We start from the raw sequence: 18,513 nt of genomic DNA, 5'->3' as shown, positions 1-18,513 counted from the left end.
GGTTTCTTGCGAAGGGTGCTGCTTAGAGCTTTTGCAGGTCACGCTGCGCCAGTTGCGCGGCGGATGTGCCGGGGTACTGGGTGATGACCTGTTGCAGAATGCCTTTGACCTTGTCGGTGTGGCCCATGCGGCGCTCGACGTCGGCCAGCTTGTACAGCGAATCAGGCACCTTGCTGTGCTTGGGGTACTTCTGGCTCACCTGCGCGAACGCCTGGCTGGCACCTGGCAGGTCGCCCTTGGCCAGGTTCACCTCACCCAGCCAATACTGGGCATTGCCGGCGTACTGGCTGTTGGGGTACTTGCGCAGGAAGGCGTTGAACGCCTGGCTGGCCTTGTCGAAGTCCTTCTGCTTGATCAGGTCGAAAGCGGCATCGTAATAGAGCTTCTCTTTCGCCGGATCACCGGGCTCGCCACTGGCGGCCGGTTGTTGCGCAGCGGCGCCAGCGGCACCTGCTGCTGCACCGGCGGCGGCATTGGATGCGCCCCCGGTAGAGGAATTGTCAGGGGTCGCGGCAGGCGCGGCACCACTGTTGATGCGACGGTCCAGGTCCTGGTATCGCTCCAGGTTTTCCTGCTTCATGCGCGACACATCGTTTTGCAGCTCTTCGATGATGCCTTGCTGGCGGGAAAGCTGGTCCTGCATCTGTTGCAGCTGCATGAACAGCTGGCCCTGTGCCGAGGTAGGGGTTGAAGCCCCTGCCCCGGCATAGGCGCCGCTCGTGCCATAACCCGCAGGCGGATAACTGCCTGCGTTGTCATCTACTACAGGGACCTCAGCCCAGGCCGCGAGCGGCAGGCTGAGTGCGAGGACGGTTACTACACGGCGGCACATTCGCATGGGAACTTACTTACGCAGTTCTACGCGACGGTTCTGAGCCCAGGATTGCTCGTCGTTGCCGGTAGCAACAGGACGCTCTTCACCGTAGGAGACCAGTTCCAGCTGAGCAGGGGAAACGCCCTGCAGAACCAGGTAACGCTGAACGGCCTTGGCACGACGCTCACCCAGAGCCATGTTGTACTCGCGGGTGCCGCGCTCGTCGGTGTTGCCTTCCAGAACAACGCGGTTGCCGTTGGACTTCAGGTCCTTGGCGTGAACGTCCAGAGCGCGCATGGCTTCTGGCTTCAGGTCCGAGCTGTCGTATTCGAAGTAGAAGGTGGTGATTGCGCGCAGGGCGGCTTCTTCGCTCAGGGAGCCGTCGACAGCGCCAGTGTTGGCACCGTAGCCAGCGTTCGGGTCAACAGCGCCTTCACCAGCGTTGTCACCGCCTTTCGAGGAGCAACCTACAGCTACAGCCATGGCCAGAGCCAGCGCAGCGAATTTACCAAACTTCAGCATTTCCATCGTGAAACTCCTAATGAAACCCCAGTGTGTTAAGCAAAACGTATTACGCCGCAATCAGTTCAGGTAAGGGGACCAGGACGGTTCTCTGACTTCGCCTTGAGCGGTAGGAAGTGGGAGCCTCACGCGGCCATTAAGCGACACGAGCATCAAGACTCCCCGGCCCTGCTGGCGGGTGGCGTAGATTAGCATGGTGCCGTTTGGCGCAACAGTGGGAGACTCATCAAGACTTGTTTCTGAGAGAATCTTTACACTTCCGCGTTGCAAGTCCTGTGCCGCCACTTTGAAGTTGGTGAAGCCCTGCTGACGGTGGATCATCACCAGCGTCTTTTCGTCCGCCGAAAGTTTCGGGTTGGCGTTGTAGTTACCAACGAAAGTTACGCGCTCGGCGCTACCACCACTGACCGACTGTTTGTAGATCTGCGGCTTGCCGCCACGGTCGGAGGTGAAGTACAGGGTGTTGCCATCCTTGCCCCAGAATGGCTCGGTATTGATACCGGGGCCGGCAGTGACACGGCTGATCTGACGCGAAGCCACGTTCATCACGTAGATGTCCGGGTTGCCATCTTTCGACAGCACGAACGCCAGGCGCGAACCGTCAGGCGACCAGGCCGGTGCACCGTTGAGGCCTTCGAAGTTGGTGACCTGCTCACGGCGGCCGGTGTCGATGTGCTGCACGAAGATGCGCGGGCGCTTCTGCTCGAACGACACATAGGCAATACGCTTGCCATCCGGTGCAAAGCGTGGCGACAGGATCGGCTCACGCGATTGCAGCAGGGTCACTGCCCGGGCACCGTCGTAGTCCGAGCGCTGCAGGGTGTAACGGGTGTTGTTGGTGGAGAAACGCTCGGCCGTCACGTACAACATGCGGGTAGAGAACGCACCTTTGATGCCGGTGAGCTTTTCGAACGACTGGTCGGCGATGTAGTGCGACATGTCGCGCAGTTGGTCGACGCTGCCTGCCACGCTGCCGGTCAGCACTTGCTGCTCGGTGGCGACGTTGAACAGGGCGTACTGCACCTGCAGGCGGCCGCCGGACGGCACGATGCTGCCAACCATCACGTACTGCGCACCCAACGCCTTCCAGTCGCGGAAGATGACTTCGCTGGCCTGGGAAGGCTGGCTGATCATGTTCTGCCGCGGGATCGGCGAGTAGTAGCCGGAGTTGCGCAGGTCGTTGCCAATGATGTCAGCCATGTCTTCGGGCAGCACGCTGCCGCCCTGCAGACCGAACGGCACTACCGCGATGGGCGTGGCCCGGTCGCTGCCGCTGGTGACCAGGATGTTCTTTTCCTCTGCTACGGCCATGCCTGCCACGCAGCACAGCATGACCAGCAGTCCTCGAAGGAGTTTAATCACAACGCTAGATCCTCAGGAGTAAATGTCATCTTGAACGAACGATACCTGTTGAAATCGCTCGGCTTCATACCCTGCATTTCGGTCAGACGACCGATGTTCTTCATTGCTGCCACCGCCGAACTGTCAAACGGGCCGTCGCCACTGGAGCGCAACACGCTGACGTTGGTGATGGTGCCATCTGGCAGCATGTTGATCTGCAGGACTACCGTCATGCCCTTGCGCGCGGAAGGCGGACGTGCCCAGCCCTCGGCTGCGCGCATGCGGATCAGGTCGTCGAAATCGCCGGCCACCTGGTCACCTTGCTCGTCAGCCAGCGCCTGCTGCCGCTCGGTGGTATCGGACAACAGCTCGGCCAGGGCCTGGGCTTTCTTGTCTTCTGCCGACTTGCGGGCCGCTTCCTGTGCCTTTTTCTTCTGGGCGTCTGCCGCGGCCTTTTTCTTGGCCTCTTCAGCTGCCTTCTTCTTCGCGTCTTCGGCCGCCGCTTTCTTCTTGGCGTCCTCGGCTGCTTTCTTCTTGGCCTCTTCGGCTGCCTTTTTCTTGGCATCCTCGGTGGCTTGTTTTTTCGCTTCCTCGGCGGCCTCTTTCTTGGCGTCCTCGGCGGCTTTCTTCTTGGCCTCTTCCTCAGCCTTCTTCTTGGCGATGTCGGCCTGCTGTTTCTCGGCGGCTTTCTTCGCCTCATCGGCCTTCTTGGCTTCGGCGGCTTTCTTGGCCTCGGTGGCCTCTTTCGCCTCGGCGGCCTTGGCGGCGTCCTCGGCCTTCTTGGCTTCAGCGGCCTCGCGAGCCTCTTCGGCCTTTTGAGCGGCGTCGGCTTTCTTTTGTTCCGCGGCCTTCACGGCCTCTTGCTCGACCTTCTTCTGCTCCAGCTGCTCGACTTCGGTCTGGCGCGAGGCGGTTTTCTTCGCTTCCCCGGCAATCTTCTGATTGGTCTGGGTAGTCGCCTGGCTCTTGGACTTGAGCTGATACAGAGTAGCCTGGACGATCGGCTTGGAAGGCGGCAGTTCAGGCGTCATGGCAAAACTGACGAACAGCATAGCGAACACCAGCACATGCAGGCCGATGGCCCAGACGCTGGGCCAGAAGTAGCTTTCCGAGGCGGATGGCTCTCGCTGTTGCATCAGGGCGCCTCGGTAATCAGGCCAACGTTACCGACACCGGCCTTCTGCAACCCGCCCATGGCACCCATGACCGCGCCGTAGTCGACAGCCTTGTCGCCACGAATGAAGACCTGGGTCTGCTTGCCCTGGTCACGACCGGCAGCAATGATCTTGGTCACTGCGTTGGTCATGTCGGGCAAGGTCATGGCCTTGTCCATCTGTTTATCGGTATCGACTTCGCTGCCGAGGTTCCAGTAGTAGGTCTTGTCGGCCTTGATGGAGATGGTGAGGATCTGGACGTTGTTGTCTTGCGGCAAGGCTTCACTGGAAACCTTGGGCAGGTCGACCTTCACGCCCTGGTTGAGCATGGGGGCCGTCACCATGAAGATGACCAGCAGCACCAGCATCACGTCGATGTAGGGCACCACGTTCATCTCGGCGACCGGCTTGCGTTTGTGGCGAACTCGGGCCATGGGCTTCTACCTGATTACTCTTCGCTGGTGTGCACTTTGCGGTGCAGGATCGCCTGGAACTCGTCGGCGAAGGTGTAGTAACGGCCGATCAGCACTTCGCTGCGTGCGGCGAAACGGTTGTAGGCGATAACCGCAGGGATTGCCGCGAACAGGCCGATTGCGGTGGCGATCAGGGCTTCGGCGATACCTGGGGCAACCGTGGCCAAAGTGGCCTGCTGGGCGCTGGCCAGGCCGCGGAAGGAGTTCATGATGCCCCACACGGTACCGAACAAGCCGATGTACGGGCTGGTCGAACCGACAGTGGCGAGGAACGGCAGGCTCTGCTCGAGCTTTTCTTCCTCACGCGAGATGGCCACGCGCATGGCCCGGCCAACGCCTTCCATGACCGCGTCCGGGTCTACGCCAGGCTGCTGGCGCAGGCGCGAAAACTCCTTGAAACCTGCGCGGAAGACTTGCTCCACGCCCGAATCAGGGTCCGGGTTACTGCCTGCCTGACGGTACAGCTTGGACAGGTCGATGCCCGACCAGAAGCGCTCCTCGAAGGCATCCAGCGCACGACGACCGGCGCGCAGCATGGTGCTGCGCTGAAAGATCATGATCCATGAGGTGACCGAGGCGGCCACCAGGATCAGCATTACCAGCTGTACCACCACGCTGGCATTGCTGACCAGACTCCACATGGAGGTATGGTCGACGACGTTAGCTTCCACGCTTATTCTCCTGCATTCGATTGAGTACCCGAGCCGTCCGCCACAAAGGCGTCGCGCAGCTTGGGGGGTATGGCTCGGGGTTTGAAAGTGTCGGCGCGCACGGCGGCCACCAGGAACTGCCCCTCGCAGAGCAGCGTTTCATCCTTTTCCCGCCAGACCTGCTGCACGAAGCGCAGGCTGGCACGATTGAGTTCAAGTACTTGCGCGGTGACCCGTAGCTCATCGTCCAGCCGCGCCGGCGCGTGGTAGCGCGCCTCGCTGGAATGGACCACGAACAACAGGTTTTCACCGGCCAGCTGCGACTGGGAAAAGCCCAGGTGCCGCAACCGCTCGGTACGCGCGCGCTCCATGAATTTCAGGTAGTTGACGTAATACACCACGCCGCCCGCATCGGTGTCTTCGTAATAGACGCGACAACGGTGGGCGAACGGTTCGAGCTGATTTTGCGCGCGCATACTCTAGTGCTTACTCCTCAGCTTGCCAATCCGCTGCGGCAACTGTTTTTTCTTCATTAATGTCTTATTGCCAGCGCGCCTGTGGCATGCCAGCGGTAGGACCACAAAAAGCCGGTTTTGATCTGTCATTCATCGCCTGGCTCGGAAAAATCACTACCCTCCCCCAGGCGTCCGGGAACATTCAGGCCAAAGTGCAGGTAGGCATGCCGGGTGACCACACGGCCGCGCGGCGTGCGCATGATGTAACCCTGCTGGATCAGGTAGGGCTCGAGCACGTCCTCGATGGTGTGACGCTCTTCGCTGATGGCTGCCGCAAGGTTGTCCACCCCCACCGGGCCACCGTCGAATTTCTCGATCATGGTCAACAGCAGGCGGCGGTCGGAGTGGTCGAAACCACGCTCGTCGACGTCAAGCAGGTTCAGCGCAAGGTCTGCCACGGCCTTGGTGATCTGGCCCTTGCCGCGCACCTCGGCGTAGTCGCGCACACGGCGCAGCAAGCGGTTGGCGATACGTGGCGTGCCACGGGCACGCCGGGCGATCTCGAAGGCGCCCTGGTCTTCGATGACCAGGCCCAGGATACCGGCGGAACGGCTGACAATGGTCGCCAGGTCCTTGTCGCTGTAGAACTCCAGGCGCTGAACAATGCCGAAACGGTCGCGCAAGGGGTTGGTCAGCATGCCGGCACGGGTGGTGGCCCCCACCAGGGTGAAGGGCGGCAGGTCGAGCTTGATCGAGCGTGCGGCGGGCCCCTCGCCGATCATGATGTCGAGCTGGAAGTCTTCCATTGCCGGGTAGAGCACCTCTTCGACGACCGGCGAAAGCCGGTGAATTTCGTCGATGAACAGCACGTCATGGGGCTCAAGGTTGGTCAGCATCGCCGCCAGGTCGCCCGGGCGCTCGAGAATTGGCCCCGAGGTACTCTTGACCGACACGCCCATTTCCTGGGCGATGATGTTGGCCAGGGTGGTCTTGCCCAGCCCTGGCGGGCCGAAGATCAAGGTATGGTCAAGCGACTCGCTGCGGCCACGCGCGGCCTGGATGAACAGCGCCATCTGCTCGCGCACCACGGGCTGCCCAATGTAGTCGTCCAGGCGCAAGGGGCGGATCGCGCGGTCCTGGACCTCTTCGCGGTCACGCCCACTGGCGGCGATCAGACGGTCGGCTTCGATCACTTGGTAATCATCCCTTTGAGGCTGCGGCGGATCAGCTCTTCACTGCTCAGGCCGGCCTTGTCCTTGATGGCGGACACTGCCTTGCTGGCTTCCTGGGGTTTGTAGCCCAGGGAAACCAATGCACTGACCGCATCGGCCTCGGCTGAGGAGTCGCCGCTGGCCGGTACCGGCCCGTCGGACACCAGGGTGAACATGGCCGGCGAGGTCTCCCAGGCCTTGAAGCGGTCCTTGAGTTCGACCAGCAGGCGTTCGGCGGTCTTCTTGCCAACACCCGGCACGCGCACCAGGGCCGAGGTGTCCTGGGCCTGCACGCAGCGCACCAATTCGTCGGCTTCCAGGCCCGACATCAATGCCAGCGCCAGCTTCGGCCCGACGCCATTGAGGCGAATGAGTTCGCGGAACAGTTCGCGCTCGCGCTTTTCGTGGAAGCCATAGAGCAAGTGGGCGTCTTCACGTACCACCAGGTGGGTGTGCACGGTCACCGTTTCGCCAACCTTCGGCAGGCGATACAGGGTGGTCATGGGCACTTCCAGCTCGTAGCCCACGCCATTGACGTCGATAATCAGGTGCGGCGGTTGTTTTTCCGCCAGGGTGCCGCGCAAACGTCCAATCACGTTCCGATCCTTCCTCTCGGGGAGCCGGTCAAAGACCGCTCAACCCTATCAGCAAATGCGCCGGGTGAACCTGCCACCCGAACAAAATGTGTATCAGCGCATGAAGCGCTTACAGACGCAAGCGCCCACCGCGTCGGCGTGCCGTGGCCAAGCCATGTGGCACCAGGCTGGAGCGGGTATGGGCATGGCACAGGGCGATGGCGAGGGCGTCGGAGGCGTCGATCTGCGGCTTTTGCGTCAGCTTGAGCAGGTGCATGACCATCATCATCACTTGCTCCTTGTTGGCACCGCCCGTGCCCGCGACGGCCTGCTTGACCTGGGTGGCACTGTATTCGGCGATTTCCAGCCCCGCCTCGGCCGCCGCCACGATCGCCGCACCGCGGGCCTGGCCGAGCTTGAGCGCCGAGTCGGGGTTGCGGGCCATGAACACCCGTTCGATGCCCATGGTTACCGGTTCGTGCAGCCTGATGACCTCGCCGACACCGCGAAAGACGATCTGCAGACGTTCATGCAACTCGCCACTGCCCGTGCGGATACAACCCGACGCCACATACTCGCAACCACGGGCCGTTTGGCGAACCACGCCGTAACCGGTGATCCGCGAGCCGGGGTCGATACCAAGAATCAGAGTCATAACGCCTGTCGTATTTAGGGATGCATTTTTGCAAACTGCACCGGCCCTTTCGCGGGGCGAGCCCGCCCCCACAGGTACCCCGCTGGCCTTAAGGATGGCAGGGACCTGTGGGAGCGGGCTCGCCCCGCGAAAGGGCCGGTACAGACGCTGAAAAACTCACATGCCGGGCTTGATCCGCCAGCACACCTTAGCCGAGTTTTTCCATGATCTCGTCAGAAATCTGCGCATTGGAATAGACGTTCTGCACGTCGTCCAGGTCCTCGAGCATGTCGATCAGCTTGAGCACCTTTTCTGCGCCTTCCAGGTCGAGTTCGGCGCTGGTGGTCGGCTGCATGACGATTTCGGCGTCATTGGCATTGAAGCCGGCCTCTTCCAGGGCATTACGCACAGCGTAGAAGCTGTTGAAGGAAGTGAAGACGTCGAACGAGCCATCGTCATTGCTCACCACGTCGTCGGCATCGGCCTCCATCGCGGCTTCCATCAAGGCGTCTTCATCCACCCCCGGCGCGAAGCTGATCTGGCCCTTGCGCTCGAACAGGTAGGCCACCGAGCCATCGGTACCGAGGTTGCCACCACACTTGGTGAAGGCATGACGCACGGCCGCGGCAGTACGGTTGCGGTTGTCGGTCATGGCCTCGACCATGATCGCCACGCCACCTGGGCCGTAACCCTCGTAGCTGAGCTCTTCGACGTTGTCGCTTTCGTTGGTGCCAGCACCACGGGCAACAGCGCGGTCGATGATATCGCGGCTCATGTTGGCGCCAAGGGCCTTGTCCAGCGCCAGACGCAGGCGCGGGTTGGACGCCGGGTCACCGCCGCCCTGCTTGGCTGCAACGGTCAGCTCGCGGATCCACTTGGTGAAGACCTTGCCTCTCTTGGCATCCTGGCGCTCTTTGCGGTGCTTGATGTTCGCCCACTTGGAATGACCAGCCATAACGACTCCAAATTCTTTGAAACACAAACAATGGCGCCCCTGACGGGGCGCAACGACAAAAAAACCTGCGCCGTAACGCAAAGGCGCATCCATGTGGATGCGCCTGGGGCCCGCTTACTCGACCTTGGTCTGTTCGCGCAGGCGGATGTGCAGCTCGCGCAAGGCCTTGGCGTCGACCATGCCTGGGGCCTGGGTCATGACGCAGGCAGCGCTCTGGGTTTTCGGGAAGGCGATCACTTCACGGATCGACTGGGCGCCGGTCATCAGCATGACCAGGCGATCCAGGCCGAAGGCCAGGCCACCGTGAGGCGGGGCGCCGAACTTCAGGGCGTCGAGCAGGAAGCCGAACTTCTCTTCCTGTTCTGCCGCTTCGATACCCAGCAGACGGAACACCGCCTGTTGCATCTCTTTGCGGTGGATACGGATCGAGCCGCCACCCAGTTCGGTGCCGTTCAGCACCATGTCATAAGCACGCGACAGCGCGGTGGCCGGGTTGGCCTCCAGCTCTTGCGGGGAGCACTTCGGTGCAGTGAACGGGTGGTGCAGCGCAGTGAAGCTGCCGTCGTCGTTCTCTTCGAACATCGGGAAGTCGACAACCCACATCGGCGCCCATTCGCAAGTGTGCAGGTTGAAGTCGTTACCCACCTTGATCCGCAGCGCGCCCAGGGCTTCGCTGACGATCTTGGCCTTGTCGGCGCCGAAGAACACGATGTCGCCATCGACTGCGCCCACGCGATCGAGGATCACGTTGAGGTTGGCCTCAGGGATGTTCTTGACGATCGGCGACTGCAGGCCTTCGACGCCTTTGGCGCGCTCGTTGACCTTGATGTACGCCAGGCCCTTGGCACCATAGATGCCGACGAACTTGGTGTACTCGTCGATCTTGCTGCGCGGCATGCTGGCGCCGCCTGGCAGACGCAGGGCGGTAACGCGGCACTTAGGATCGTTGGCCGGGCCTGCGAAGACCTTGAACTCGACGTCCTTGAGCTGATCGGCAACGTCGACCAGTTCCAGCGGGTTACGCAGGTCTGGCTTGTCGGAACCGTAACGGCGCATGGCTTCTTCGAAGGTCATGTGCGGGAATTCACCGAACTCCAGGTCCAGGACTTCCTTGAACAGCTTGCGGATCATGCTCTCGGTGAGGCCCATGATCTCGGCTTCATCGAGGAAGCTGGTCTCGATGTCGATCTGGGTGAATTCCGGCTGGCGGTCAGCACGCAGGTCTTCGTCACGGAAGCATTTGGCGATCTGGTAGTAACGGTCGAAACCGGCAACCATCAGCAACTGCTTGAACAGCTGGGGCGACTGCGGCAGGGCAAAGAAGCTGCCAGCGTGGGTGCGGCTCGGCACCAGGTAGTCACGCGCGCCTTCTGGGGTGGCGCGGGTGAGGATCGGCGTCTCGACGTCAAGGAAGCCGTTCTCGTCGAGGAAGCGACGGATGCTGCTGGTGATGCGCGAACGCAGACGCAGCTTGTCGGCCATTTCCGGACGACGCAGGTCGATGAAGCGGTAGCGCAGGCGGGTTTCCTCGCCGACGTCGGAGTATTCGTTGAGCGGGAACGGCGGCGTTTCGGCCTCGTTGAGCACCTGCAGCTCGTAGCCCAGCACTTCGATGCCACCGGAGGCCATGTTCGGGTTGACCGCGCCTTCCGGACGGCGGCGTACCTTGCCGGTGATCTGCACGACGTACTCGCTGCGCACACGGTCGGCGGCAGCGAAGGTTTCGGCGCGATCAGGGTCGAATACGACCTGGGCCATGCCCTCGCGGTCACGGATGTCGAGGAAGATCACCCCGCCGTGGTCGCGGCGACGATGGACCCAGCCGCAAAGGGTGACTTCCTGGCCGTCCAGGCTCTCGTTCAGTTGGCCGCAATAATGGCTGCGCATCATGATGGTGGTTTCGCTTCTCGTGATTCGTGTATTCGGTGGAGGCCTTGGCCGCCCAGAGGGCTAATACTGCAAGACCCGGTCACAGCATTCAACTCAGTCGGCCTTGTCGCCGCCTGCCAGATTCTTTTTTGCCCCGGTCTTGAAGTCGGTTTCGTACCAACCGGTGCCGCTCAGGCGAAAGCCTGGGACAGACAGCAGCTTCTTCAGTGCCGGCGCCTGACAGGCCGGGCAATCGGTCAGCGGCGCGGCGCTGATCTTCTGCAGCGCTTCCATGCGGTGCTCGCAGGACGCACATTGATAGTCATAAAGGGGCATGGGTGTCTCTCGTCAACCATAACGCTGGCTGCCGGGGCAGCAAAAAGCGGGATTATATATGGTTAGCAAGCACTGCGCAGCCCGCCTGGCGATCAGCGTGCACTCGGCGGGTCGAGCAGCCAGGCGACGCAGATCACGCGGATCAGGCCGCTGAAGTTGCGCACCCCACCCTGGCGCAGATGCACCTCGCGGTCCACATACGACAGCACCGCACTGACCGAACAGCGGTTGGCCTCGGCGATACGCTCCAGAATGCCCCAGTAGACTGCTTCCAGCCGCAGGCAGGTTGAAAACCCATTGAGCCGGACCGAGCGTGACACCGGCCTGACCTGCAGCATGTCGAAATCGGCCTTGAAGGGGTCGACGCATTGCTTGCCTGGCCACCCCCCCCGACCAGCGCCCCGCTTGTCCACCTGCCACATACTCGCCATCGGGCCACTCCATCCATCGACTGTCATTGCCCTGCACCCAGGGCTACGGCAGCCATGAAGCGCCAGCCTGCGCATCCGCAGCAGCGGCAAAACCTTCCCGCAGAAATGCAGAAAGCCCGGTTGCCGTGACGGCAACCGGGCTTTTCAGGCATTTCTGACGCTACGGCGGCTATTTACCGTCAAGCAACACGCGCAGCATCCAGGCAGTCTTTTCGTGCACCTGCATGCGCTGGGTCAGCAAGTCGGCGGTCGGCTCATCGCTGACCTTATCCACCACCGGGAAGATGCTGCGCGCCGTGCGCACGACCGCTTCCTGGCCTTGCACCAACTGACGGATCATCTCATCCGCCACCGGCACGCCCTCCTCCTCCTTGATCGAAGAATGCCGCGCATAAAATGCATAGGACCCCGGTGCCGGGAAGCCCAGGGCTCGAATCCGCTCGGCGATCGAGTCGACCGCCAGGGCCAGCTCGTTGTATTGCTCTTCGAACATCAGGTGCAGGGTGCGAAACGAAGGGCCGGTGACGTTCCAATGAAAATTATGGGTTTTCAGATACAGCACATAGGTATCCGACAACAGGCGCGACAGCCCGTCGACGATGGACTTGCGATCTTCTTCACTGATACCGATATCGATTGCCATGAAGTTCCCCTTTCCATAAGGCTTGATGATCAAGCGGGCCCTTGACACTGTATCAACACTTGGCAAAAGCCGCCTGTGACATGGCGCAACACATCGGCTGCGCAGACCTGCGGTTTGAGTAGCCTGCGCCTTTGCTGTTAAATAGGCAGGGTGCCACCCGTGCGGATTGTCATTGCCGGGTGCATAGGCTGGCCCATCACGTGTTCGCGCTTTACACCTCATGCGCACCGTGTCGCCAGCTCTTCCTGTGATCAGCTTGTCAACTGTGAGCCAACCCCATGTTCAAGATCGTCCATCTGGTGACGGGCGTAGCGGCTTTGCTGCTATCGCTCATGCCCAGCCTGAAAACCGATGCAACACCCTTCCTGCAGCAACCCGATGCGGTCTACCTGGCACTGCTCGGCCTGCTTAACCTGGTATTGGCCCCGGTCGTGCCGCTGTACTACCGAGGTGCACGGCAACAGCTGCAACACTTGGCTTGCGCCTTGCTGGTGGTCGCCGTGGTACTGCAGACACTGACCCTGCTGGCTCGCCCCGAGATGGGCAACCTGGCTGCACTGGTGTGCGCGGTGCTGGCCGTGGCCCTGCACCTGGCCGCAGGTTTCGCCCGCAGCCCCCGCAAGGCCCGCAGCAGCCAGAGCGCCCCACTGGAGGCCGGCAACCGCGATACGGGCACCGTGAAGTGGTTCAATACTTCCAAAGGCTTTGGCTTTATTTCCCGCGATTCGGGCGATGACATCTTCGTGCACTTTCGCGCTATTCGCGGCGAAGGCCACCGTATTCTGGTGGAAGGCCAGCGCGTCGAGTTTTCGGTCATGCACCGTGACAAAGGCCTGCAGGCCGAAGATGTGGTGGCAGTAACCCGTCGCTGACCTTGCCAGCCCTGGTGCAATGCCAGGGCTGCCTGAACTCAATAATGAGGGGGCGGCGCCTCTTCTCCCTCGCTGCCGTACTGCCCTACCATTTCTTCGTAACGCTTGAGCAGTTCGGCCATCTGCAGTTGCAAGCGGTCGATCACACGCCCCTGCTCGACCACCACATCATTCAACGCCTGGAGCGTGTCGTCCTGGAACGCCTGGCGGGTTTCAAGCTCGATAATTCGCGATTCAGGTGACATATCAGGCCTCCCGGTAATCGTTGTCGAGCAGCGTGCGAAGGCGTTGACGAATGGCGTCGACCTGCCCAGGCGCATACTCGCCCGCAGGCACCTTGCCCCACACCGGCGCAGGCCAGGCCACATCGCCATGGCGGCGAACGATGACATGCATGTGCAACTGGCTGACCACGTTACCCAGCGTGGCAACGTTCATCTTGTCAGCCTTGAACTCACCCTTGAGCGCCTGCGACAGGTCCGTGGTTTCCTTGAACAGCTGGGCCTGGTCTTCCTGACTCAAGTCGAACACTTCGCTCACGCCGGCGCGCCTGGGCACCAGGATGAACCAGGGGTAATTGGCATCTTTGCTGAGCAGCAGACGGCACAACGGGAAGTCTCCAAGCACCAGGCAATCCTGCTGCAAACGCGTATCCATCTCAAACACTGCAAAACCTCCAACAGACAAAAACGGGCCCGCCCTACACGGGGCATCGGGCAAGGATACCTTGCTTCGCAGGCGCCGGCATGCAAGCGCTGCCCTGCGCTGCACACTTTAAGTTCATCTATGCCCCCCGCCTGCACAACGGCGGTAACACAGCGCTACTTTTCGCACCAAAATGAGGCCGCAAACGAGCACACCACTACGCTTTTACCCACTCGAATGACACTGCATTAACAGTGGCCGGTAACACATTGACTTTTATGACAGCTTTTGGGTTTCAAACGCCTAACTTATCTGGCACACCATCAGACAAGCTTCAGCCCGTGTTTTCGGTACTTTCCGACCTTCGGCACCCCGATTTGTGAAAATTTCATGAACCGGGGTTAATTTTGTGCACGCTTGTTGCATTCCCTCCACACCAAGTCGGCACGACATCTGCATCAAGGGATGTACGCGACAAATAACAACAGCCGCTTTGGATACACCAGGGAGTTTCCCTAGCCGGAATCTGTAGTTACAGATTCGTTACGGTGACAGGAACGGCGCTGGCGTTGTACGGCTCGGGAATCCGGGACGTGATTTGCGACATGGAATTACCTACAAGCGACATGACCATAAAGATCCCGAAAGGTTCTATATGCCCATATCGCCAACAACAGTCAGCGTGCTATACATTTCCGCCGACATAACAAGAAAGAGCTGCCCCATATAACTAAAAGACTTGGGCGCAGCGGTACTCTTCCTAAAAACCAAAGGAGCAAATCACGATGCGCGTGATGAAGTGGAGCATGATCGCCCTGGCCGTTTCGGCAGGGACCTCGCAATTGGCCTTCGCCTCTGCACAAGACGAGTCCAAGGGTTTCATCGAAGACAGCCAGCTGAACGTCAAAACTCGCATGCTGTACTTCAGCCGTGACTTCCGCAACAACCCAGCCGGCACCCAGAGCCGCGTGGAAGAAACCGGCCTTGGCTTCCTCGGCACTTACGAATCGGGCTTCACCCAGGGCACCGTAGGCTTCGGCGTCGACGCCATCGGCATGCTTGGTCTGAAGCTGGACAGCGGCCGTGGCCGTGCCGGCACCGGCCTGTTCCCACAAGGCTCCGACGGTCGCTCGCAAGATGATTACTCCGAAGGCGGTGGCGCTGTAAAAATGCGCATCTCCAATACCGTGCTGAAGTTCGGCGACCAGTTCACCGCCATGCCAGTATTCGCCACCGACGACAGCCGACTGCTGCCGGAAGTTGCCGAAGGCGGCCTGATCACCAGCAACGAGATCAGCGGCCTGACCTTGAACGCCGGTCACTTCACCGCGATGAATGCCCAGGCTCAGACCTACCACGACAGCCTGAACCTGAGCGAAGCCAACATCTTCGGTGGCACCTACGCCTTTACCGACAGCCTCAGCACCAGCATCTACTACTCGCGCGTCGAAGATCACTTCCGCAAGTGGTACGGCAACGTGAACTGGGCGCTGCCGATCAGCGACAAGCAAGGCCTGGTGTTCGACTTCAACATCTATGACACCAAGTCCATCGGCGACAACCGCACTGGCGCGTTCGTCACCAAGTCCGACGGCAGCAACGAACTCGACAACATCGCAGCCAGCCTGTCCGGCGCCTACAACATCGGCGCCCACACCTTTACCCTGGCCTACCAGAAGGTCAGCGGTGACGGCGACTACGCCTACGGCGTAGACGGCGGCGGTACCGTGTTCCTGGCCAACTCCATCGCCCGTTCCGACTTCAACGCCGAAGACGAGAAGTCCTGGCAGGCGCGCTACGACCTGAACTTCGCCGAGTTCGGCGTACCAGGCCTGACCTTCATGACCCGTTATGCTCGCGGTAGCGGTGCAACCACCCGCACCACCGACAACGGCAAGGAATGGGAACGCGACATCGACGTCAAGTACGTCATGCAGAGCGGCCCAGCGAAAGACCTGAGCTTCCGTGTCCGTCAGGCCACTTACCGTTCCAGCGACGGTGTGTACTACGGTTCGAGCTCGATCGACGAACTGCGTCTGATCGTCGAGTACCCGCTGAGCATCCTGTAAGCCTCGCTTATAGTGCCCCGTACCTGAAAAAGCCCGGCACGATTGCCGGGCTTTTTCTTGGCTGACAATTGCCACGCCCTGGGGCATCCTGTACGCCTTCGTTTCACCCCCGTACAATGCGGGGTCATTTCAACGTCTTAGGCAATCGACACGGCCCACCATGCGCACCAGTCAATATTTGCTCGCCACCCAGAAAGAAACCCCTGCCGACGCAGTGGTCATCAGCCACCAGCTCATGCTGCGCGCCGGCATGATCCGCAAACTGGCCTCGGGCCTGTACACCTGGCTGCCGATGGGCTTGCGAGTAATGCGCAAGGTCGAAGCCGTGGTCCGCGAAGAAATGAACGCCGCCGGCGCCCTGGAAGTGCTGATGCCAAGCATCCAGCCCGCCGAACTGTGGCAGGAATCCGGCCGCTGGGAGCAGTATGGCCCCGAGCTGCTGCGCCTCAAAGACCGCCACAACCGTGATTTCTGCGTTGGCCCGACCCACGAAGAAGTCATCACCGACCTGGCCCGTAACGAGCTGTCCAGCTATAAACAGCTGCCGCTCAACATGTACCAGATCCAGACCAAATTCCGTGACGAGATCCGCCCGCGCTTCGGCCTGATGCGCGGCCGCGAGTTCATCATGAAGGACGCCTACTCCTTCCATGCCGACCAGGCTTCCCTGCAGGAAACCTACGACCGCATGCACCAGGCGTACACCAACATATTTACCCGCCTGGGCCTGGACTTCCGCCCGGTGCAGGCCGATACCGGCTCCATCGGTGGCAGCTATTCGCACGAATTCCACGTGTTGGCCGAGTCCGGCGAAGACGATGTGATCTTCAGCGACAGCTCCGACTACGCCGCCAACATCGAGAAGGCCGAGGCCATCCCGCGTGAAACCGTGCGCCCTGCCCCTGCCGAGGAGCTGCGCCTGGTCGACACCCCGGACGCCAAGACCATCGCGCAACTGGTCGAGCAGTTCGGCCTGCCGATCGAGAAAACCGTCAAGACCTTGATCGTGCGCGGCGCCGAAGAAGGCAAGCTGATCGCCCTGATCGTCCGTGGTGACCACGAGCTCAACGAAATCAAGGCCACCAAACTGGAACAGGTTGCCGACCCGCTGGTCATGGCCACCGAAGCCGAACTGCACGACGCCATTGGCGCCGGCGCAGGTTCGCTCGGCCCGCTGAACCTGCCGCTGGAATGCATCATCGACCGTTCGGTTGCCCTGATGAGCGACTTCGGCATTGGCGCCAACATCGACGACAAGCACTACTTCGGCGTCAACTGGGAACGCGACCTGCCGGTACCGCAAGTCGCCGACCTGCGCAATGTCGTCGAAGGCGACCCGAGCCCGGACGGCCAGGGCACCCTGGTGATCAAGCGCGGCATCGAAGTCGGGCACATCTTCCAGCTCGGCACCAAGTACAGCGAGGCGCTCAAGTGCCAGGTACTGGGCGAGAACGGCAAGCCGGTGGTGCTGTCGATGGGTTGCTACGGCATCGGCGTTTCCCGCGTGGTCGCCGCCGCGATCGAGCAGAGCTACGACGACAAAGGCATCATCTGGAACGATGCCCTGGCGCCATTCCAGATCGCCCTGGTGCCGCTGCGCTACGAAACCGACGTGGTTCGCGAGGCTACCGACAAGCTGTATGCCGAGCTGACCGCCGCCGGTTTTGAAGTGTTGCTGGACGACCGCGACAAGAAGACCAGCCCAGGCATCAAGTTTGCCGACATGGAGCTGATCGGCATCCCGCACCGCATCGTCGTCAGCGACCGCGGGCTGGCCGAAGGTAACCTGGAATACAAGCACCGCACCGAACAGGATGCTCAAGCGCTGCCACTCAATGAAGTGCTGTCGTTCCTGCAGGCCCGCGTTCGCCGCTGATAATCAATGCACGAGTGATCATGTCCAAGCGAAGTACCTTTACCCTGGGGGGCGCCGCACTTAGCGGCGCCCTGCTCATCAGCGGCTGCGCCAACCAGATGTCCCAGCGCAGCGAGCATGAGGAGCGCGTCGAGCGCAAGTTGCTCGAACACAGTCTGCAGATCGATGTCGGCGAGCCGAAGGTGATGGAGCTGCCGCAACGACGTGTGCGCGTGCATGAGCAGAAGCGCTTCGAAGTCACCGAATTCGAAGTCACCCGTCGCTACGACCGCTACACGCCCTACCAGCCCTGGCGGGAGGTCTACGAGATCCCGCTGGGCGCGGTGGCTGTGGTGGCCGGCGTGGGCGCCAACGTGGTCAATGTGTTCGCCTTGGGCAACCTGCCCAAAAGCGTGACCCACGACTGGCTCAGCTATGGCGCGGCGGGGCTCAACCCGTTCATGAACGTGCAGTCCAACGGTCGCGCCCAGCAGAACCTTGCCGGGATCAGCGAAGTGCAGAAGGACCAGCGCGAAGAATCCACCAGCCTGCCCTGGAGCGAGCGCCTGGTCGAGGTCAAGGCCGGCAAGATGACCCACGAGCTGACCACCGACAGAAACGGCGTACTGCGCCTAAACCTGCTCGACAGCCCGTTCTCCGAGCAGAACCTCAACCACATTGGTACCCTGCACTTGCAGGTGGTCGATGAGGACAACGCGGTGCGCGGTGACGCCAGCCTGCTGGTCAGCGCCACCCTGCGCAACAAGCTGCTCGAAGCCCACGAACTGATCTTCGACGACCTGGAAGACGATGATGTCGGCCAGTGGGTACACCGGGTCAAACGCCTGTCCGAACTGGGCCTGGAAGAGGAAGCCAGCGAAATGGAGCAGAGCCTGATCGAGCTGACGCGCAACGATCCGGAACTGCAGCAGGAATTTCTGCAGTCGCTGACCAAGGCAACCGGGCGATTGGTCGCCGACCCTGGCGTGCAGTGAACTGATTCAGGGGC

21 protein-coding genes are annotated in these 18,513 nt (G+C 61.2%); 4 read left to right on the top strand and 17 right to left on the bottom strand.

Annotation, left to right across the window (positions count from 1 at the left end; all coding sequences use genetic code 11):
* Positions 1-22 precede the first annotated feature (22 nt).
* From ybgF to HU770_RS23070, 15 genes are all read right to left on the bottom strand, one after another.
* Positions 23-838: a tol-pal system protein YbgF gene (ybgF, locus tag HU770_RS23140; RefSeq protein WP_186658332.1), complete on the bottom strand. Its 816-nt coding sequence runs from the start codon at positions 836-838 to the stop codon at positions 23-25.
* Positions 839-844: 6 nt separating this feature from the next.
* Positions 845-1,342, bottom strand: a complete 498-nt coding sequence (gene pal / locus HU770_RS23135; protein ID WP_008090230.1) for a peptidoglycan-associated lipoprotein Pal — start codon at positions 1,340-1,342, stop codon at positions 845-847.
* A 54-nt stretch (positions 1,343-1,396) separates the two neighbouring features.
* Positions 1,397-2,668 (bottom strand): Tol-Pal system beta propeller repeat protein TolB, encoded by a 1,272-nt coding sequence (tolB, locus tag HU770_RS23130; RefSeq protein WP_033699839.1) that lies wholly within the window; start codon positions 2,666-2,668, stop codon positions 1,397-1,399.
* Positions 2,669-2,694: 26 nt separating this feature from the next.
* Positions 2,695-3,813 carry a cell envelope integrity protein TolA gene (gene tolA / locus HU770_RS23125; RefSeq protein WP_033699841.1) on the bottom strand — a complete coding sequence of 373 codons (1,119 nt, stop codon included), beginning with the start codon at positions 3,811-3,813 and terminating at the stop codon, positions 2,695-2,697.
* Positions 3,813-4,265: a protein TolR gene (gene tolR, locus HU770_RS23120; protein WP_012273765.1), complete on the bottom strand. Its 453-nt coding sequence runs from the start codon at positions 4,263-4,265 to the stop codon at positions 3,813-3,815. Before tolR ends, tolA begins: the two co-directional genes overlap by 1 nt.
* A 14-nt stretch (positions 4,266-4,279) precedes the next feature.
* A complete protein-coding gene (gene tolQ / locus HU770_RS23115; RefSeq protein WP_008090219.1) occupies positions 4,280-4,975 on the bottom strand; it encodes a protein TolQ in 696 nt (231 codons plus the stop codon).
* 2 nt (positions 4,976-4,977) lie between these two features.
* Complete coding sequence (gene ybgC / locus HU770_RS23110; RefSeq protein WP_186658330.1) at positions 4,978-5,430, bottom strand: tol-pal system-associated acyl-CoA thioesterase; 453 nt, start codon at positions 5,428-5,430, stop codon at positions 4,978-4,980.
* 125 nt (positions 5,431-5,555) lie between these two features.
* A complete protein-coding gene (ruvB, locus tag HU770_RS23105) occupies positions 5,556-6,602 on the bottom strand; it encodes a Holliday junction branch migration DNA helicase RuvB (protein WP_033699844.1) in 1,047 nt (348 codons plus the stop codon).
* Entirely contained in the window at positions 6,599-7,216 is a 618-nt protein-coding gene (gene ruvA / locus HU770_RS23100) for a Holliday junction branch migration protein RuvA (RefSeq protein ID WP_033699845.1), read from the bottom strand. The genes ruvB and ruvA overlap by 4 nt, the downstream gene beginning before the upstream one ends.
* A gap of 109 nt (positions 7,217-7,325) precedes the next feature.
* Positions 7,326-7,850: a crossover junction endodeoxyribonuclease RuvC gene (gene ruvC, locus HU770_RS23095; RefSeq protein ID WP_033699846.1), complete on the bottom strand. Its 525-nt coding sequence runs from the start codon at positions 7,848-7,850 to the stop codon at positions 7,326-7,328.
* A 187-nt stretch (positions 7,851-8,037) separates the two neighbouring features.
* Entirely contained in the window at positions 8,038-8,784 is a 747-nt protein-coding gene (locus tag HU770_RS23090; protein ID WP_186658314.1) for a YebC/PmpR family DNA-binding transcriptional regulator, read from the bottom strand.
* Between the two features lie 114 nt (positions 8,785-8,898).
* Positions 8,899-10,674 carry an aspartate--tRNA ligase gene (aspS, locus tag HU770_RS23085; protein ID WP_033699848.1) on the bottom strand — a complete coding sequence of 592 codons (1,776 nt, stop codon included), beginning with the start codon at positions 10,672-10,674 and terminating at the stop codon, positions 8,899-8,901.
* Positions 10,675-10,767: 93 nt separating this feature from the next.
* Positions 10,768-10,989 (bottom strand): zinc ribbon domain-containing protein, encoded by a 222-nt coding sequence (locus HU770_RS23080; RefSeq protein ID WP_033699849.1) that lies wholly within the window; start codon positions 10,987-10,989, stop codon positions 10,768-10,770.
* 92 nt (positions 10,990-11,081) lie between these two features.
* The gene (locus HU770_RS23075) at positions 11,082-11,411 is read right to left on the bottom strand and encodes a ribbon-helix-helix domain-containing protein (protein WP_186658518.1); all 330 of its coding nucleotides are present in this window, start codon (positions 11,409-11,411) and stop codon (positions 11,082-11,084) included.
* 178 nt (positions 11,412-11,589) lie between these two features.
* Positions 11,590-12,063 (bottom strand): Dps family protein, encoded by a 474-nt coding sequence (locus HU770_RS23070; RefSeq protein WP_033699851.1) that lies wholly within the window; start codon positions 12,061-12,063, stop codon positions 11,590-11,592.
* A gap of 278 nt (positions 12,064-12,341) precedes the next feature.
* On the opposite strand from HU770_RS23070, the gene HU770_RS27300 reads away from it, so the two are divergent.
* A complete protein-coding gene (locus HU770_RS27300; protein WP_186658308.1) occupies positions 12,342-12,935 on the top strand; it encodes a cold-shock protein in 594 nt (197 codons plus the stop codon).
* Positions 12,936-12,973: 38 nt separating this feature from the next.
* Here the strand turns inward: HU770_RS27300 and HU770_RS23060 are convergent, their stop codons facing one another.
* Complete coding sequence (locus tag HU770_RS23060) at positions 12,974-13,180, bottom strand: SlyX family protein (RefSeq protein WP_186658305.1); 207 nt, start codon at positions 13,178-13,180, stop codon at positions 12,974-12,976.
* Between the two features lies 1 nt (position 13,181).
* On the bottom strand, positions 13,182-13,601 hold the full coding sequence (locus tag HU770_RS23055) for an HIT domain-containing protein (protein ID WP_186665711.1): 420 nt from the start codon (positions 13,599-13,601) through the stop codon (positions 13,182-13,184).
* 764 nt (positions 13,602-14,365) lie between these two features.
* Here HU770_RS23055 and HU770_RS23050 point away from each other — a divergent pair.
* The 3 genes from HU770_RS23050 to HU770_RS23040 all read left to right on the top strand — a co-directional run bounded on the left by HU770_RS23050 (position 14,366) and on the right by HU770_RS23040 (position 18,499).
* Positions 14,366-15,649, top strand: a complete 1,284-nt coding sequence (locus tag HU770_RS23050; protein WP_033699857.1) for an OprD family porin — start codon at positions 14,366-14,368, stop codon at positions 15,647-15,649.
* 160 nt (positions 15,650-15,809) lie between these two features.
* Positions 15,810-17,525: a proline--tRNA ligase gene (locus HU770_RS23045; protein ID WP_033699858.1), complete on the top strand. Its 1,716-nt coding sequence runs from the start codon at positions 15,810-15,812 to the stop codon at positions 17,523-17,525.
* Positions 17,526-17,545: 20 nt separating this feature from the next.
* Entirely contained in the window at positions 17,546-18,499 is a 954-nt protein-coding gene (locus HU770_RS23040; RefSeq protein ID WP_186658299.1) for a hypothetical protein, read from the top strand.
* The last annotated feature ends 14 nt before the right edge of the window (positions 18,500-18,513 follow it).

It is taken from the genome of Pseudomonas sp. SWRI68 (assembly GCF_014269165.1).
Classification (GTDB): domain Bacteria; phylum Pseudomonadota; class Gammaproteobacteria; order Pseudomonadales; family Pseudomonadaceae; genus Aquipseudomonas; species Aquipseudomonas capeferrum.
This window is presented reverse-complemented; position numbering and strand designations above follow the sequence as displayed.

What these genes read in the sequence shown, in the direction of transcription:
- HU770_RS23090 (WP_186658314.1), bottom strand. Translation starts at nt 8,784, where the DNA reads ATGGCTGGTCATTCCAAGTGGGCGAACATCAAGCACCGCAAAGAGCGC.
- HU770_RS27300 (WP_186658308.1), top strand. Translation starts at nt 12,342, where the DNA reads ATGTTCAAGATCGTCCATCTGGTGACGGGCGTAGCGGCTTTGCTGCTA.
- HU770_RS23060 (WP_186658305.1), bottom strand. Translation starts at nt 13,180, where the DNA reads ATGTCACCTGAATCGCGAATTATCGAGCTTGAAACCCGCCAGGCGTTC.
- HU770_RS23045 (WP_033699858.1), top strand. Translation starts at nt 15,810, where the DNA reads ATGCGCACCAGTCAATATTTGCTCGCCACCCAGAAAGAAACCCCTGCC.
- ruvC (WP_033699846.1), bottom strand. Translation starts at nt 7,850, where the DNA reads ATGACTCTGATTCTTGGTATCGACCCCGGCTCGCGGATCACCGGTTAC.
- HU770_RS23070 (WP_033699851.1), bottom strand. Translation starts at nt 12,063, where the DNA reads ATGGCAATCGATATCGGTATCAGTGAAGAAGATCGCAAGTCCATCGTC.
- HU770_RS23075 (WP_186658518.1), bottom strand. Translation starts at nt 11,411, where the DNA reads ATGTGGCAGGTGGACAAGCGGGGCGCTGGTCGGGGGGGGTGGCCAGGC.
- HU770_RS23040 (WP_186658299.1), top strand. Translation starts at nt 17,546, where the DNA reads ATGTCCAAGCGAAGTACCTTTACCCTGGGGGGCGCCGCACTTAGCGGC.
- aspS (WP_033699848.1), bottom strand. Translation starts at nt 10,674, where the DNA reads ATGATGCGCAGCCATTATTGCGGCCAACTGAACGAGAGCCTGGACGGC.
- HU770_RS23080 (WP_033699849.1), bottom strand. Translation starts at nt 10,989, where the DNA reads ATGCCCCTTTATGACTATCAATGTGCGTCCTGCGAGCACCGCATGGAA.
- ybgC (WP_186658330.1), bottom strand. Translation starts at nt 5,430, where the DNA reads ATGCGCGCGCAAAATCAGCTCGAACCGTTCGCCCACCGTTGTCGCGTC.
- ybgF (WP_186658332.1), bottom strand. Translation starts at nt 838, where the DNA reads ATGCGAATGTGCCGCCGTGTAGTAACCGTCCTCGCACTCAGCCTGCCG.
- tolB (WP_033699839.1), bottom strand. Translation starts at nt 2,668, where the DNA reads ATGCTGTGCTGCGTGGCAGGCATGGCCGTAGCAGAGGAAAAGAACATC.
- tolA (WP_033699841.1), bottom strand. Translation starts at nt 3,813, where the DNA reads ATGCAACAGCGAGAGCCATCCGCCTCGGAAAGCTACTTCTGGCCCAGC.
- HU770_RS23050 (WP_033699857.1), top strand. Translation starts at nt 14,366, where the DNA reads ATGCGCGTGATGAAGTGGAGCATGATCGCCCTGGCCGTTTCGGCAGGG.
- tolR (WP_012273765.1), bottom strand. Translation starts at nt 4,265, where the DNA reads ATGGCCCGAGTTCGCCACAAACGCAAGCCGGTCGCCGAGATGAACGTG.
- pal (WP_008090230.1), bottom strand. Translation starts at nt 1,342, where the DNA reads ATGGAAATGCTGAAGTTTGGTAAATTCGCTGCGCTGGCTCTGGCCATG.